A 17,257-nucleotide genomic window follows, 5' to 3' on the forward strand; every position below is an offset into this window, starting at 1 on the left:
GTGCGGATCCGGGCGGTGCTGGGGGCGGAGGTCAATATCAGGGAGTTGTTCGGGGCGCCTACCGTCGCGGGGCTGGCTCGGCTGGTCGAAGGCGGTGGGGGCGGGGCGGTGCGGGCCGGGGTCGTGGTGCGTGAGAGGCCCGAGGTCTTGCCGCTGTCGTTCGGGCAGCGGCGGATGTGGTTCCTCAATCGGCTGGAGGAGCAGGGGGCGGGGGCGGCGTACAACGTCTCGTTCTCGGTGCGGCTGCGGGGGGAGCTGGACGTCGCCGCGCTGGAGGTCGCGCTGGGGGACGTCGCCGAGCGGCACGAGACGCTGCGGACCGTTTTCCCGGAGACCGGTGGGGTGCCGCGCCAGCACATTCTGCACGGGGCGGACGCCCGGCCCGCGCTGCGGGTGCGGACGGCGGGTGAGGCCGAGGTGCCCGCGCTGCTGGCCGCCGCCGGCGAGGAGGGGTTCGATCTGGGGGCCGACCTGCCGTGGCGGGTCCACCTGTTCGTCCTCTCCGGCACCGAGCACGTGCTGGCGCTGGTGGCGCATCACATCGCGGTGGACGGGTGGTCCATGGGGGTGCTCGCCCGCGACCTGTGGTCCGCCTACAAGGCCCGTCACCAGGGCGCCGTCCCGGGCTGGGCGCCGCTGCCGGTGCAGTACGCCGACTACGCGCTCTGGCAGCGGGACGTGCTGGGCGATCCGGGCGACCCGGGCAGCCTGATCGGCGGGCAGCTCGGCTACTGGCGCGACGCGCTCGCGGGGCTGCCCGAGGAGCTGGCGCTGCCGGTGGACCGGCCGCGTGCGGCGGTCGCCTCCCACCGGGGGCGTTCGGTGCCGGTCGAGCTGGACGCCGCCGCGCACGCCGCTCTCGCCGAGGTGGCCGAACGTGGCTCGGCCACGATGTTCATGGTGGTGCAGGCCGCGCTCGCGGTGCTGCTGAATCGGCTCGGCGCGGGTGCCGACATCCCGATCGGGACGGCCGTCGCGGGGCGCGGGGACAGCGCGCTGGACGACCTGGCCGGGTTCTTCATCAACACGCTGGTGCTGCGCACCGACACCGGCGGCGACCCGACGTTCACCGAGCTCCTGGCCCGGGTCAGGGAGACCGACCTCGCCGCGTACGCGCACCAGGACGTGCCGTTCGAGCGGCTGGTGGAGGAGCTCAACCCGGCGCGGTCGCTTTCCCGGCACCCGCTGTTCCAGACCATGCTGATCCTGCAGAACGTCCCGAGGGCGCAGACCCCCTGGGACGTGCCGGGCCTCGCCGTCGAGCCCATGCCGGTGGACGAGAACGTCGCCGCCCGGTTCGACCTGTCGGTGAACCTGTCGGAGTTCCGCGACGAGCACGGCGCCCCGGCGGGGCTCGCCGGGACCCTTCAGTACGCCACCGACCTGTTCGACGAGCCGTCCGCGCTGACCCTGGCCACCCGGCTGATCCGCGTGCTGGAGCAGGTCGCGGCCGATCCCGGCCTGCGGATCGCCCGGGTCGACGTGCTCGGGGACGCCGAACGCCTGCTGCTGGAGGAGGCGAGCGGCGCCCCCCGGGCGATCGCTCCCGCCACGCTGCCCGGCCTGTTCCGGGCCCAGGTGGCGCGGACCCCCGGCGAGATCGCGCTGGTCGGGGCCGAGACGCTCACCTACGCCGAGCTGGACCGGCGGACCGACCGGGTGGCGCGCTGGCTCGTCTCCCAGGGGGTCGGCCCCGAGGACCGGGTCGGGGTGCTGATGGAACGCGGCGCCGAGCTGGTCGTGGTGCTGCTCGGCATCCTCAAGGCCGGGGCCGCCTATGTGCCGGTCGACCCGAACTACCCCGCCGAGCGGATCGCCTTCGTCATGGGTGACGCCGCGCCCGCCCTGGTGGTGTGCACGAGCGCGACCGAGGACCTGCTCACCGGGGCCGCCGACAGGGTGGTGTGGGACGATCCGGCGGTCGCCGCCGGGGTCGCCCGCCAACCCGCCACCGGCCCCGCCGTGCCGCTGAGCCCGGCGCACCCCGCGTACGTCATCTACACCTCGGGCTCCACCGGCGTCCCCAAGGGTGTCGTCGTCTCGCACCGCGGTCTCGCCTCCCTCTCCGCCTGCCAGATCGACCGCTTCGGTCTCGGCGTCGGCTCCCGGGTCCTGCAGTTCGCCGCGCTGGGGTTCGACGCCTCCGTCTGGGAGCTGGTCATGGCCCTGACGTCCGGCGCCGCCCTGGTCGTGGCCCCCGCCGACCGCATGCCTCCCTTCGGCCGCGTCGAGGACCTGCTCGCCGACCACGCCGTCACCCACGTGACCCTGCCGCCCTCGGTCCTCGCGGGCGCGACCTGGCTTCCGTCCTGCGTCCGCACGGTCATCGTCGCCGGTGAGGCCTGCCCACCCGCCCTGGTCACCGAGTGGTCCGGCCGCGTCTCCCTGATCAACGCCTACGGCCCCACCGAGACGACGGTCTGCGCGACCATGACCGGCTCGTTGTCCCTCCTCCAGGGCTCGTCCACGGTGCCGATCGGCGGCCCCGTCTGGAACTCCCGCGTCCACGTCCTGGACGAGTACCTCCAGCCGGTCCCGCCCGGCGTGGTCGGCGAGCTGTACGTCGAGGGCGCGGGCCTGGCCCGCGGCTACGCCGGCCGCCCCGCCCTCACCGCCGAGCGCTTCGTCGCCTGCCCCGGCGGCCGGATGTACCGCACCGGCGACCTCGTGCGCCGGACACCCGGCGGCGACCTGGTCTTCGCCGGCCGCGCCGACGACCAGGTGAAGATCCGCGGCTTCCGCGTGGAGCCCGCCGAGATCGAGGCGGCGCTGGCCGCACACCCGTCCGTCGCCCAGGTCGCGGTACTCGCCCGCGAGGACCAGCCCGGCGTGAAACGCCTGGTGGCGTACGTGGTCCCGGTGGACCGCCGCGGGGTTGACGCGGCCGAGTTGCGGGAGTTCTCGGGGGAGAGCCTGCCGGACTACATGGTGCCGGCCTCGGTGGTGGTGCTGGACGCGTTGCCGATGACGGTCAACGGGAAGCTCGACAAAGCCGCGTTGCCGGTGCCGGACTTCGCGGGGAGCGGGGGCCGGGGGGCGGAGACCGCCGCCGAGGTGGCGTTGGCTGCGCTGTTCGGGGAGGTGCTGGGGCTTTCCGAGGTGGGGGTGGAGGAGTCGTTCTTCGACATCGGTGGGGATTCGTTGCTGGCCATGCGGCTGATCGCGCGGATTCGCGAGGAGCTGGGGGTCGAGGTCGGGATCAGGGAGCTCTTCGGCGCGCCGACCGTGGCGGGGCTGGCGCCGTCGGTGGGGGCGGAGGCGGCCGCGCTGGTGCGGCCGGGGGTGGTGGTCAGGAGGCGGCCGGATGAGGTGCCGTTGTCGTACGGGCAGCAGCGGATGTGGTTCCTCAACCGGCTGGAGGAGGCCGGGGGAGGGGCCGCCTACAACGTGCCGCTGGCGCTGCGGCTGACCGGGGAACTGGACGTGGCGGCGCTGGAGGCCGCGCTGGGGGACGTCGCGGAGCGGCACGAGGTGCTGCGGACGGTCTTCCCGCAGACCGGCGGGGTGCCCCGGCAGGTGACCCTGGAGGAGGAGCGGGGACGTCCCGGTCTGCCGGTGCGGGCCGTCACCGCCGCGGAGCTGTCCCCGGCCATGGCGGACATCGCCAACCGGGGGTTCGACCTGACGTGCGACCTGCCCTGGCGGGCCGAGCTGCTCGCGCTGTCCGCCACCGAGCATGTACTGATGATCGTCGCGCACCACATCGCCGTGGACGGCTGGTCGATGGGCGTGCTCGCCGGGGACCTGCGCGCCGCGTACGGCGCCCGGCTGCGCGGTGAGCCGGGCCAGGACGCCCTGCCGGTGCAGTACGCCGACTACGCGCTGTGGCAGCGCGAGGTGCTCGGCGAGCTGGACGACCCGGGCAGCCTCATCACCGAGCAGCTCGGCTACTGGCGCGACGCCCTCGCGGCCCTGCCGGAGGAGCTGACCCTCCCGGCGGACCGCACCCGCCCCGCCGTCGCGTCCTACCAGGGCGCGTCCGTCCCCGTCGAGGTCGGCCCGCAGGCACACGCCGCGCTGGTGGAGACCGCCCAGCACGGCTCGGCGACGATGTTCATGGTCGTGCAGGCCGCCCTCGCGATGCTGCTGGCCCGCCTCGGCGCGGGCACCGACATCCCCGTCGGCACCGTCGTCGCCGGGCGCGGAGACAGCGCCCTGGAGAACCTGGTCGGGTTCTTCGTCAACACGCTGGTGCTGCGCACCGACACGGCGGGCGACCCGACGTTCACCGAGCTGCTGGCCCGCGTGCGGGACACCGACCTGGCCGCGTACGCCCACCAGGACCTGCCGTTCGAACGCCTGGTGGACGACCTCAACCCCGAGCGTTCCCTGGCCAGGCACCCCCTGTTCCAGATCATGCTGGTCCTGCAGAACCTGCCCCGGACGGGCGCGGCCTGGGACCTGCCCGGCCTGGACGTGCGCCCCATGCCCGCCGACGAGAACCTCGCCGCCCGCTTCGACCTGTCCCTGACCCTCGCCGAGCACCGCGACGAGCGGGGAGAGCCCGCGGGGATCCACGGCGGCCTGCTCTACGCCACCGACCTGTTCGACGAGCCCACCGCCACCGCCCTCGCCGCCCGACTCGCCCGCGTGCTCACCCAGATCGCGGCCGACCCCCAGGTGCGCGTCAGCGGCCTGGACGTGCTCGACGACATGGAGCGGCGCCGGGTCGTGGAGACCTGGAACGCCACCGCGCGACCGCGGGCGGCCACGTCGCTGGCCGCGCTGTTCGAGGCGCAGGCGGACCGCACCCCGGACGCCGTCGCCGTGACCGGGGACGGGACGCGGCTCACCTACGCCGAGCTGGACGAGCGGGCCGACCGCGTGGCGAACTGGCTGGCCGGCCGGGGTGTCGGCCCGGAGAGCCGCGTCGGCGTGGTGATGGACCGCTCGGTGGACCTGGTGGTGCTGCTGCTCGGCGTGGTGAAGGCGGGCGCGGCGTACGTGCCGGTGGACCCGGCGTACCCGGCCGAGCGGATCGCCTACATCCTCGCCGACGCCGGCCCCGAGGTCGTCGTCTGCACCCGGGACACCGCGTCCCTGCTCACCGAGGTCGCCGTGGTCACGGCGGGTGCGCCCCGTGTGCTCGCGGGCGGCGGAGGGTTCGGGCTGGAATGGCTGCTGTGGGATGACCCGGCGGTGGTCGAAGAGGTGGCCGAGTCGCCCACCTGGCCGGTCGGCGCCGAGGTGCCGGCGCACTCCTCGGTGTACGTGATGTTCACCTCGGGCTCGACCGGCACGCCCAAGGGCATCGTGGCCACCCACGGCGGTGTCTGCGGCCTGGTGACCGACGGCGGCTGGTCGGTCGGCGCCGGGGACCGGGTGCTGATGCACGCGCCGCACGCCTTCGACGCCTCCACCTACGAGCTGTGGGTGCCGCTGGTGCACGGCGGCACGGTCGTGGTCGCGCCCGCCGGGGTGGTGGACGCGGCGGCCCTCGGCGAGCTGATCGAGGCGCACGAGCTGTCGGTGGTGCACGTCACGGCGGGCCTGTTCGGCGTGCTGGCCGAGCAGGCGCCCGGGTCGCTGCGGCGCCTCACCGAGGTGCTGACCGGCGGCGACGTCGTCCCGGCCGGGTCGGTGGGCCGGGTCCTCGATGCGTGCCCGGGGCTGCGGATCCGGCACCTGTACGGGCCGACCGAGTCGACGCTGTGCGCCACGACGTACGTGGTCCGGCCCGGCGAGGCGCCCCCGGCCGTGCTGCCGATCGGCGGGCCGCGGGAGAACACCCGCGCCTTCGTCCTGGACGAGTTCCTGCACCCGGTGCCGCCGGGGGTGACCGGCGAGCTGTACGTTGCCGGGTCCGGCCTCGCCCGGGGGTACGACGGGCGGGCCGGGCTGACCGCGGAACGGTTCGTCGCCTGCCCGTTCCCGCCGGCGTCCGGCGGCCGGATGTACCGCACCGGGGACCTGGCGCGGTGGACGTCCGAGGGGAACCTCGTGTTCGGCGGGCGGGCCGACGACCAGGTGAAGATCCGCGGCTTCCGCGTCGAGCCCGGCGAGATCGAGACGATCCTCGCCAGGCACGAACGGGTCGGCCAGGCGGCGGTGATCGCCCGCGAGGACCAGCCCGGCGTCAAGCGCCTGGTCGCCTACGTCGTGCCCGCCGAACCGGGCGGCGTCGTGGACGGCGCCGAGCTGCGCCGCTTCCTCGGCGAGTTGCTGCCGGACTACATGGTGCCCGCCGCCGTGGTGCCGCTGGCGGAGCTGCCGGTGACCGTGCACGGCAAGCTGGACCGGGCCGCGCTGCCCGCGCCGGAGTTCGGGGCCGGCGATGCCCGTGGCCCGGCGACCCCGATGGAGGAGGTGCTGGCCGGGCTGTTCGCCGAGGTGCTCGGCGCCGACCGGGTGGCCGCCGAGGTGTCGTTCTTCGAGCTCGGCGGGGACTCGCTGCTTGCGATGCGGCTGATCGCCCGGATCCGCGCCGTGCTGGACGCCGAGGTCAACATCCGTGAGGTGTTCGGCGCGCCGACCGTCGCGGGCCTCGCCCGGCTGGTCGAGGGCGAGCGGGGCGTCGCCCGCGCCGGGCTGGTCGCCAGGGAACGCCCCGACGTGGTGCCCTTGTCGTTCGGCCAGCAGCGCATGTGGTTCCTCAACCGCATGGAGGAGGCCGGCGCGGGCGCCGCGTACAACATGCCCCTCGCCCTCCGCCTCACCGGCACCCTGGACGTCACCGCCCTGGAGGCCGCCCTCGGCGACGTCGCCGACCGCCACGAGACCCTCCGCACGATCTTCCCCGAGACGGCGGGAGTCCCCCGGCAGGAGATCCTGACCGGCCCGGACAGCAGGCCCGCCCTGACCGTACGGAAGGTCACGCCCGGGGAACTGCCCGCCGCGCTGGCGGACACGGCGGGCCGCGGCTTCGACCTCGCCCGCGAACTGCCGTGGCGCACCGAACTACTGGTCCTGCCGTCCGGCTCCGGCATGGGGTCCGCGGACGACATCGAACCGGGCGGTACGTCCGGCACCGAGTCAGGCGGCGAGTACGTGCTGCTGATTGTGGCCCACCACATCGCGCTGGACGGCTGGTCGGTGGGGGTGCTCGCCCGGGACCTGCGGACCGCCTTCGCCGCACGCCAGGCAGGGGCCGTCCCGGACTGGCGGCCCCTGCCGGTGCAGTACGCCGACTACGCGCTCTGGCAGCGCGAGGTGCTCGGCGACCTGTCCGACTCGGACAGCCTGATCGGCGCTCAGCTCGACCATTGGCGCACCGCGCTGGACGGCCTGCCCGAGGAGCTCGTGCTGCCCGCCGACCGCGGCCGCCCGGCGGTGGCGTCCTTCCGGGGCGGCGCGGTCCCGGTGCGGCTGTCCCCGGAGGCGCACGCCGCGCTGGCCGAGGTGGCGCGGCGGGAGTCGGCCACGATGTTCATGGCCGTGCAGGCCGCCCTGGTCATGCTGCTGACCCGCCTCGGCGCGGGCACCGACATCCCCGTCGGCACCGCCGTCGCTGGCCGCGGGGACGCCGCCCTGGACGACCTGGCCGGGTTCTTCGTCAACACGCTGGTCCTGCGCACGGACGCGAGCGGCGACCCCACGTTCGCCGAACTGCTGGGCCGGGTCCGCGAGACCGACCTCGCCGCGTACGCCAACCAGGACGTTCCCTTCGAACGGCTCGTCGAGGAACTCAACCCCGCCCGCTCGCTCGCCCGGCACCCGCTGTTCCAGGTCATGCTGGCCCTGCACGGCGACGGCCCCGCCGAGGGCGGCTGGGACCTCCCCGGCCTGAGCGTGGAACCCGTCCGGGCCGACGACGCGGTGGCCGCCCGCTTCGACCTGTCGGTCACACTCGGCGAGCACCGCGACGCCGGCGGCGCGCCGGACGGCATCGGCGGCACCATCGAGTACGCCACCGACCTGTTCGACGAGGCGACGGCCCTCTCGCTGTCCGCCCGCCTGGTCCGCGTCCTCGAACAGGTCGGCGCCGACCCCGCCGTGCGCGTCGGCGGCCTCGACCTGCTGGACGCCGCCGAGCGACAGGCCGTCCTCACCGAGTCGAACGGCGAGGTGACGCCGCTCCCGGTCCGCACCCTGCCCGAGCTGTTCCGCCGCCAGGTCGACCGCACCCCGGACGCGGTGGCCGTCACCGCGCCCGGCGTCTCCCTGACCTACGCCCAGGCCGACGGCCTGGCCAACCGCGTCGCGCACTGGCTGATCGGCAGGGGCGTCGGGCCGGACGACCGGGTCGGCGTCGTCATGGACCGCTCGGCCGACCTGCTGGTGGTGCTGCTCGGCATCGTCAAGGCGGGCGCCGCTTACGTACCGGTGGACCCCGGCTACCCCGCCGACCGGATCGCGTTCATGCTGGCCGACGCCGCCCCCGCCCTGGTCGTGTGCGGCCGGGCCACCGCGGGCGTGCTGCCGCACGGCGTGGAAGGCGTGGTGTGGGAGGACTCCGTCACCGAGATGGCCCTGTGCCCGCCTTCCCCGCCCGAGCGGGTGGCCCTGCGGCCCGGCCACCTGGCGTACGTCATGTACACCTCCGGCTCCACCGGCACCCCCAAGGGCGTCGCGGTGACCCACGAGAACGTCGTGGGCTTCGTGCTGGACCGCAGCTGGAGCGGGGACGTGGTGGAACGGGTGCTGGTACAGGCCAACCACGCCTTCGACGCCTCCACGTACGAGATCTGGGTGCCGTTCGCGCACGGCGGCAGCCTGGTCGTGATGCCCGCGGGCCACGCCGGCGCCGCCGAGCGCGGCCGGCTGATCGCCGAGCACGGCGTGACCAACGTCCACATGACGGCCGGGCTGTTCGGCGTGCTCGCCGAGGAGTCCCCGCAGATCTTCGCCGGCGTCCGCGAGGTGTCCACCGGCGGCGACGTGGTCCCCGCGTCCGCGGTCCGCGCGCTGCTGGACGCGCACCCGGGGCTGGTGGTCCGCACCACGTACGGGCCGACCGAGACGACCGCGTTCACCACCCAGCTGCCCTTCACCGACGGCGGCGCGGTCCCGGCCAACGTGCCGCTCGGCCGCCCGATGGACAACAGCGCCACCTACGTGCTGGACGAGTACCTGCACCCGCTGCCGTCCGGCGTCATCGGCGAGCTGTACATCTCCGGCGCCGGGCTGGCCCGCGGCTACGCCGGCCGGGCGGGCCTCACGGCCGAGCGCTTCGTGGCGTGCCCGATGGCGCCGGGGGAGCGGATGTACCGCACCGGCGACCTGGCGCGCTGGTCGCCCGACGGCGAGCTGGTGTTCGCCGGGCGGGCCGACGGCCAGGTGAAGATCCGCGGCTTCCGCATCGAGCCGGGCGAGGTTGAGGCCGTACTGGCCGCGCACGAGAGCGTCGGCCAGGTCGCGGTGGTGGCCAGGGAGGACCGGCCGGGGGCCAGGCGGCTGGTCGCCTACGTCGTCCCCGCGCGCGACACGGTGGACGCCGGCGCGCTGCGCGAGTTCGCCGCCGCGCGGCTGCCCGACTACCTGGTGCCGTCCGCGGTGGTGCCGCTCGCGTCCCTGCCCATCACGGTGAACGGCAAGCTGGACCGCGCGGCGCTGCCCGCGCCCGACCAGCGGCGGCACAGCCGGGGCCCTGACAACGCGATCGAGGCCGTGCTGTGCGACCTGTTCGCCGAGGCGCTCGGCCTGGACCACGTGGGCGCGGAGGACTCGTTCTTCGAGCTCGGCGGGGACTCGCTGCTGGCGATGCGGCTGATCGAGCGCGTCAGGTCGGTGCTCGGCACCGGGGTCACCATCAGGCAGCTGTTCGCCGGGCCGACCGTCGCCGCCGTCGCCCTCGCGCTGGGCGACGCCGCCGACGCGGTGGAGGAGTACGCGAGGATCCTGCGGCTGCGTGACGGCGAGGACGCGCCGCTGTTCTGCATGCACTCCGGCGGCGGGCTGAGCTGGCACTACGCGGGCCTGGTGAACCACCTGCCGTCCGGGCGCGCCCTCTACGGCGTGCAGGCGGCCGGGCTCACGGGCGACGAGCCGCTGCCGGACAGCATCGAGCAGATGGCGGGCGAGTACCTGGAGCTGATCCGCTCGGTGCGGCCCGAGGGGCCGTACCACCTGGTCGGCTGGTCGCTCGGCGGGGTGATCGCCCATGCCGTCGCGACCCGGATCCGGCGCGAGGGCGGCACCGTCGCCATGCTCGCCGTCCTGGACGGCTACCCCACCCGGGAGATCACCAGGACCGAGGACGCGGCTCCCCAGGCCGGATCGGACGCGGGCGCCGAGGCGGCGTTCGGCGCGCTGACGCCGGGCGACGACATGGTGCTGCACATCCAGGGCGACGGCCCGGAACCCCCCGGCGCGGCCGGCGAGACCATGTCCGCCGTCCAGCGGGTGGTGGAGAACAACATGCGGCTGCTCCAGGACTACACACCCGACGTCTTCGACGGCGACCTGCTGCTGTTCGTGGCGCTGCGCGGACGCCCCGAGCTGCTGTCCGCGCAGGACGCGCCGCGGGCCTGGGAGCCGTACGTGCGAGGCGTCGTCGAGACCCACTCGGTCGACTGCGACCACCGCCGGATGATGACGGCCGAACCGCTCGCGCAGGTCGCGCACGTTATTTCGGAGAAGCTCGAAATCGCGGGTTGACGCGCTATTGGTGATACCTCTGCGAAACCCCCTGCGCCGTAGCTTCGTATCCAGCGGCCCGGCAGTGAGAAACAACCGCGGTCGTAATGAACCGAATAAAGAAGATCTCGATGAGAGGCGGCGAAGGACATGCACGGAATTTCTGGTCACGGCCGTGGCGGGGGAGGCGTCGCTCGGCTTTGGCGCACCCGGTCGCTGGCCAGTTCCCTGGTGGGGCTCGCCGCTGTGGTGATGCTGGCGAGTGGGTGTGGCGGGTCTCCGGACAGCGGCAAGAAGGTGGCCGCCGCGCCGAACAACGCGCCCGCCGCGTCCTCCGCGCCCCCCGCGGGCCCTCCTGGTGGCGGCAGCACGCTGGCCTATGCCAAGTGCATGCGTGAGAAGGGAATCACCAACTTCCCCGACCCGAACGCGCAGGGCAAGCTGGATCTCAACGGCAACGAGTTGAACAGCAACTCGGCGCAGTACAAGGCGGCGGACGACGCGTGCAAGCCGTTGCTGCCCCAGGGTGGCGCGCCGCCGCCCAACGCGGCCGCCGTCGGCGCCGCGCAGGTGAAGTACGCCAAGTGCATGCGGGAGAACGGCGTGCCGAAGTTCCCGGACCCCAACCCGGACGGCGGCATCGACATCAACGGCGACACCCTCGGCGTGGACCCGATGGGCCCGGTCTTCAAGGCCGCCGACCAGAAGTGCCAGCCCATCCTGGCCGAGGTCGCCGGTGGCCCGCGGATCGAGAAGCGCCCGTAGACCGCCTGCGCAGCGGAACGCCCGCCGTGCCCGGCCTCCCCAGGCCGGCACGGCGTTCGTTCGCTCCGGCGGCGGGTCGGGCAGACTGATGACGGACCCCTTTGTTCGATGAGCCATCGGACGTGGAGAGGAGCGGGGCGGTGCGGGTGCTGGTCGTCGAGGACGACGAGGAGATGGCACGGGCGGTCGGGGTCGGGCTGCGGCGGGCGCAGATGGCGGTCGACATCGCGCTGGACGGGCCGAGCGGGCTCGAACGGGCCCTGATCAACGACTACGACGTGATCGTCCTGGACCGGGACCTGCCCGGGATGCACGGTGACGACGTCTGCACCGAGCTGATCAAGGCCGGCTGCCGCAGCCGCGTGCTGATGCTCACCGCCGCCTCCACCACCGAGGACATGGTCGGCGGCCTCGGTCTGGGCGCCGACGACTACCTGGCCAAGCCGTTCGACTTCCCCGTCCTGGTGGCCCGCATCAGTGCCCTGGCCCGCCGCACCCAGCCCGCCCACCCTCCCGTGCTGCGCCGCGGCGACCTGGTGCTCGACGCCTCCCAGCGGGTGGTCCACCGCGCCGGCCGCAAGCTCCAGCTGGCCCACAAGGAGTTCGGCGTCCTCGAACTACTGCTCGCCGCCCAGGGCCGCGCCGTCTCCGCCGAAGAACTGCTCGAACGGGTGTGGGACGAGAACGCGGACCCCTTCACCAACGCCGTGAAAATCACCGTCAGCAGGTTGCGCACAAAACTGGGCGACCCCCCGCTGATCCAGACCGTCGCCAAGTCGGGCTACCGCATCTGAGGAGGCGTCATGACCGGCGCGACCGCCCCCAACGCCCCCGGCGACCAGAACCGCCCGACCGGCCCCGGCGCGACGGCCACCGGTGTCCCGCGGCGGCCGGCGAGCGGGTTACGCATGCCCCGCCGCACGGTGCGGCTCCGGCTGACGATGCTTTTCGGCGGCCTGTTCCTGATCTCCGGCGCCGGCCTGCTCACCCTGAACTACGCTCTGGTCAGCCACGCCACCCAGGGCGCCGTCTCCTACCAGGGCGCCAACGGCCTCAGCGGCAGCATCGACGGCCTCCCCCCGGGCCAGCGCCCCGAGCACCCCACGCAGGGCGGACCCCAGCTCTCCGCGTCCCAGCTGGACAAGCAGATCCAGCTCCTCCAGTCCCGCGCCCTCCAGCAACGCGCCGACAACATGAACGCACTGCTGGCCCAGTCCGGCATCGCCCTGGCCGTCATGGCCGTGGTCTCGGTCGCCCTCGGCTGGGTCATCGCCGGCCGCGTCCTCGGCCGCCTGCGCACCGTCACCTCCGCCGCCCGCGACATCTCCGCCACCGACCTCCACCGCCGCCTGGCCCTCCCCGGCCCCGACGACGAACTCAAGGAACTGGGCGACACCTTCGACGAACTCCTGGCCCGCCTCGAATCCTCCTTCCAGGCCCACCGCCAGTTCATCGCCAACGTCTCCCACGAACTCCGCACCCCCCTGGCCCGCCAGCGCGTCCTCTCCCAACTGGCCGTCTCCGACCCCGACGCCACCCTGGACTCCCTCCGCGAGGCCCACCACCGCGTCCTGGTCGCCGGCTCCCAGCAGGAACGCGTGATCGAGGCCCTCCTCACCCTGGCCCGCAGCCAAGGCGGCTTCGAAACCCGCGAACCCTTCGACCTCGCCGCCCTAACCGCCCAGGTCCTCACCACCCGCTCCCCCGAAGCCGAATCCCGAGGCCTGACCCTCCACACCCACCTGACCCCCGCCCCCACCTCCGGCGACCCCCGCCTGGCCGAACGCCTGATAACCAACCTCATAGACAACGCCCTCCGCCACAACACCCCCCAAGGCACCCTGGAAATAAGAACAACGATGAACGGCCCATGCCCCGTCATCAGTGTCGCGAACACCGGCCCCAAACTCCCCCCCGCCGCCCTGGAACGACTTTTCAAACCCTTCCAACGCCTGGAATCCGAACGTACCAGCCGCGAAGAAGGCCTAGGCCTCGGCCTTTCCATAGTCCAAGCGATAGCCGAAGCCCACCACGCCACCATAGAAGCCCGCACCCAACCAGCCGGTGGCCTCTTCATTCAGGTTATCTTCCCCGCCTGCGTTTCCCCCCGGATGCAACGCCTGCCAGTACACAGCGCCTGACCGGGCCGCGGGAGTCAGGAATTAATGGTTCCCAGAAATCAAGTCGGCGCAATGAAAGTCGTCACGCGTGGAAGGGAGTGCGGGTAGATGCGTTGGTCGGCGGCGCGCGGCGGCGCGGCGCCGATTGGTCGTTACTGTGACGTCTGTCCACTTATAGGGCATACATCGCCTTTTGACCGATAGGGACTGACGGCGACACGCCGACCAGTTCATCGGTGAGTGGCTCCATGGGCCATCCGCCTAGCTGGCCCTGGGCTGATCCCACCGATATCGGTAGTGAAAGCCAACCTCGCGGATGCTTCATCGAAAACCGCAGAACCGGTCAAACGGGCACATTTTATATTTGAAGGTCTGTTGCTAGAGGGGAGGTTGAGGCTGACCTCAAGAGAGCTGGTATGGCCTGCGCAATGAGGGGGGCATGGCACATCAAGCAGGGTGGTCATCCGGGTGGTCTATGCCCTACGCTAGGGTCTCGCATCGTAGTTGGTGGCGAAACGCGGCGCAAGCACCATTGACCGCAATCATTCGGCACCGACCGACTTCCTTTCTATCCAGCACTCCAGAACGGTTGACGTTTATGCCCATCGACCAGAATGTATTGACGCTAGTGGCGGATGAAATTCCGGAGCCGTTCGGGGGGGGCAAGCCGTCCGAGGTCTCCTTCAATTCGTCTATATGATGTGATCAATCCGCTATGAATGGCACCATTCGGCCGTTCCGTGAGTTCGTTATCAAGGTCGCGAGCAGATGTGATCTGGCCTGCGACCATTGTTACGTTTACGAGCACGCTGATCAAGGGTGGCGTAAGCAGCCCCGGTTCATGTCCGACCGGACGGTCGCCCACATAGCGGAGAGGATCGCGGACCACGCCAGAGAGCATCGCCTGGAAGTCGTTCATGTAATCATGCACGGAGGTGAACCTCTTCTGGCAGGTCCGTCCCGTCTGAAACGCTTCGCCGAGGAGCTCGAACTGGCTCTCGACGGAGTCTCGGTGCTGGACCTCCGGATTCACACCAACGGCGTTCTGCTCAGCGAAGAGTTCTGCGAGGTGTTCGACGCCGCGAACGTCAAGGTGGGCATTTCGCTGGACGGCGACCGAGTCGCCAACGATCGGCACCGGTTGTACGCGAACGGGCGCAGCAGCTATGACCACGTCCTCAAAGCGATCAATCTGCTACGTGAGCGGTATCCGCAGTTGTACGCCGGCGTGCTGTGTACGGTGGACATACTGAACGACCCGGTGGCGGTGTACACGGCGCTTCTCGCGCTCGAGCCGCCGCGCATCGATTTCCTGCTGCCCCACGCGACATGGGACCGGCCGCCACCGCACTGGGTGGCGGGTGGCACGGCCTACGCGGACTGGTTGATCAAAATTTATGACCAATGGGTCTCGGACGGCAGGCCCATCGCGATCAGGCTGTTCGACTCGATTGCCTCGGTGGCCATGGGGACCGGCAGCAAGACGGAGTCCTTAGGGCTGAAACCCAGCGATCTAGTGGTGATCGAGGCAGACGGCACCTACGAGCAAGCCGACTCGCTCAAGATTGCTTACGACGGCGCCCCCGCGATGGGGATGAATGTCTTCGACCAATCTCTGAACGAGGCCGCACGGTATCCGGGTGTGGGGGGCCGTCTGGGCGATGCGAGCATGCTGGCCCGGGAATGTCAGGAATGCCCGTTGGTTACCAGCTGCGGTGGCGGGTTGTACGCGCATCGGTATCGGACCGGAACGGACTTCGCCAATCCTTCCGTCTACTGCTCTGACCTGTTCAAACTGATTCCTCACGTGGAACAGGAGACGATCGGCCGTCCCCATATGTTCCCGCTCTCTGCCCTGCGTGTCCTCGCGGGTGCCGAGGGGGGCTCGCAGGAGGCCGAGAGACTTCGTGCCCCGCAACTCAGCCTGACCCGGCGTGCGGTGCACACCAAGGTCCAGGCGACCGGTGACAGCGCGTCCTGGGAGATCTTCGCTCGCTTGCGGCGTGAACACCAGAAGATCGCCGACGAGGTTCTGGAGCATCCCTACGTCCGGTCCTGGGCGTCGGCTTGGGCAGAGCTTGACCGGCCGCTCCATGCGGGACCCGGGCAACTCGCAGGCGTGGCCGCGGCTATAGCCATCCACGCCGGCGAACCGCTGACGATCGCGGTTCCGGTCTCCGGCGGCCTGGTGCATCTACCCACCCTCGGGCGGATGCGTGTGGGCGATGTGACCTCAGCCCTCGTCGAGACCGCGGACGGGGTCTTCGAAGTGGGCGCGGCCGGGCGCCGTCACAGTCAGGCGAGTGCGAACTGGGAGCCCCTGCGGGTGCTGGTCGCCGATGGGATCTCACTGCCTCTCGACGATGTCGACCCTCATCGGGCGTGCTACGAGGCCCCGGTCAGCGACCGGCTTACAGAAGACGAATTCGCCCGGTGGCAGTGGCTCTTCGGTGTGGCCTGGGAGTTGCTGCGCAACAAGTACCCTGATCAGGCCGCCGCCGTTCGCGCCGGGCTTCGCGTCATGACTCCGCTTGCCGACAAAGCGGTACGCGTCGTGACCAGCCGGGACGCCTACGGTGCGATCGCCGTGCCGGAGCCGCCGGACGCGGAAACCATGGCGATGCTCATGGTCGGCGGATTGAGATCCGGCCAGTTGAGGGCCCTGCAGGCGATGTTCGACCTCACAGGCCGGGACGCGCGTGTCACGGAAAGGCTCCAGCAGGCACATGGCCGCCTCGCGGTGGTGGACTTCCTGGGCCAATCGGTTGCGGACACTGCGCTCCGGGATGTGCAGGATACTTTGCGGGAACTCGCCGAGCAGCCATTGCCCGACATCGGCCGGGAATTCCTCCATGGCATGTGCGCCGCGGCAGCAGCCCGTTTGGAGAGGAACGGCCTGTCAGGCTCGGCGGCTCCGATACGCGAATCAGGCTGACCCGTGGTCCAGCGTGGTCCAACACCTCCAGCCACGCCGCCGGGCCGATACGGAGAGGCCCGTACGGCGCTTACCAGAGAGTCTCTGGTGGCCGAACTGCGCGCGATGGACATCCACAGTGGGGACGTCGTGCTCGTGCATGCGTCGCTGCGACGTCTCGGCCGGGTCGTAGATGGTGTGGGGACGGTTCTGGCGTCGTTGCGAGAGGTTATCGGACCCGAAGGCACGCTGGTCGTGCCTACCTTCACCTCGTCGAACTCGGACACCTCCAGGGTACATGCCAACCGTACCCGGGGGATGACACCGAGTGACCTGCTGGAGTATCGCGCGTGTCTTCCTCCCTTCGACGCGGAGACGACCCCGTCGATCGAATGCGGGTTGCTCACCGAGCGGGTGCGCAGTCAGCCGGGCGCCGTGCGGAGCAGACACCCACAGACATCCTTTGCCGCACTCGGGCCGGCGGCTCGGCTGCTGATGTCGGATCATGATCCAGCGGATCATTTAGGAGAGAGTTCGCCACTTGCCAAGCTTTATATGAAGAAGGCTCAAGTTTTGCTGCTGGGGGTCGCTTACGAGAGTTGTACGGCTTTTCACCTGGCCGAATACCGTTACAGTCCGTCACCTCCGCGTACTGTATATGGCTGTATGATCGAAACGCATAGTGGGCCTCGTTGGTGGCAGTACGAGGATGTCGTGCTTGATGATCGCGATTTCGGCGAGTGTGGCCTGGAGATGGAAGGTTCTGTACCCGTTGTCAAGGGAAGGGTCGGAGACGCCGACAGTCGCTGTTTCTCCCTTGTGGAGGCTGTGGACTTCGCCGAGTCGTGGCTTCGGCGGAACCGGCTCAACGTAGGTGCCTCGATATCATCATATGATGGGATACGGTGAGGCTGGTGTGATCTCATAGGGAAGACGGTTGCCC

6 protein-coding genes are annotated in these 17,257 nt (G+C 71.3%); all 6 read left to right on the plus strand.

Annotated features, from left to right (window positions below; genetic code table 11):
* Positions 1 to 15: 15 nt before the first annotated feature.
* The 6 genes from ACFP1K_RS16280 (at position 16) to ACFP1K_RS16305 (ending at position 17,223) form a co-directional block, all read left to right on the plus strand.
* The gene (locus ACFP1K_RS16280; RefSeq protein ID WP_380753418.1) at positions 16 to 10,536 is read left to right on the plus strand and encodes a non-ribosomal peptide synthetase; all 10,521 of its coding nucleotides are present in this window, start codon (positions 16 to 18) and stop codon (positions 10,534 to 10,536) included.
* 210 nt (positions 10,537 to 10,746) lie between these two features.
* A complete protein-coding gene (locus ACFP1K_RS16285) occupies positions 10,747 to 11,280 on the plus strand; it encodes a hypothetical protein (RefSeq protein ID WP_380753421.1) in 534 nt (177 codons plus the stop codon).
* Between the two features lie 140 nt (positions 11,281 to 11,420).
* Positions 11,421 to 12,074 (plus strand): response regulator transcription factor, encoded by a 654-nt coding sequence (locus ACFP1K_RS16290; RefSeq protein ID WP_380753424.1) that lies wholly within the window; start codon positions 11,421 to 11,423, stop codon positions 12,072 to 12,074.
* A gap of 9 nt (positions 12,075 to 12,083) precedes the next feature.
* Complete coding sequence (locus ACFP1K_RS16295; protein ID WP_380753427.1) at positions 12,084 to 13,421, plus strand: sensor histidine kinase; 1,338 nt, start codon at positions 12,084 to 12,086, stop codon at positions 13,419 to 13,421.
* A 694-nt stretch (positions 13,422 to 14,115) separates the two neighbouring features.
* Entirely contained in the window at positions 14,116 to 16,335 is a 2,220-nt protein-coding gene (locus ACFP1K_RS16300) for an FxsB family cyclophane-forming radical SAM/SPASM peptide maturase (RefSeq protein WP_380753430.1), read from the plus strand.
* An 87-nt stretch (positions 16,336 to 16,422) separates the two neighbouring features.
* Positions 16,423 to 17,223 (plus strand): aminoglycoside N(3)-acetyltransferase, encoded by an 801-nt coding sequence (locus ACFP1K_RS16305; RefSeq protein WP_380753433.1) that lies wholly within the window; start codon positions 16,423 to 16,425, stop codon positions 17,221 to 17,223.
* Positions 17,224 to 17,257: the final 34 nt, after the last annotated feature.

The sequence above is a fragment of the Sphaerisporangium aureirubrum genome, assembly GCF_042658925.1.
Classification (GTDB): domain Bacteria; phylum Actinomycetota; class Actinomycetes; order Streptosporangiales; family Streptosporangiaceae; genus Sphaerisporangium; species Sphaerisporangium aureirubrum.

Coding starts and splice junctions, on each gene's coding strand:
- ACFP1K_RS16300 (WP_380753430.1), top strand. CDS start 14,116: ATGAATGGCACCATTCGGCCGTTCCGTGAGTTCGTTATCAAGGTCGCG.
- ACFP1K_RS16295 (WP_380753427.1), top strand. CDS start 12,084: ATGACCGGCGCGACCGCCCCCAACGCCCCCGGCGACCAGAACCGCCCG.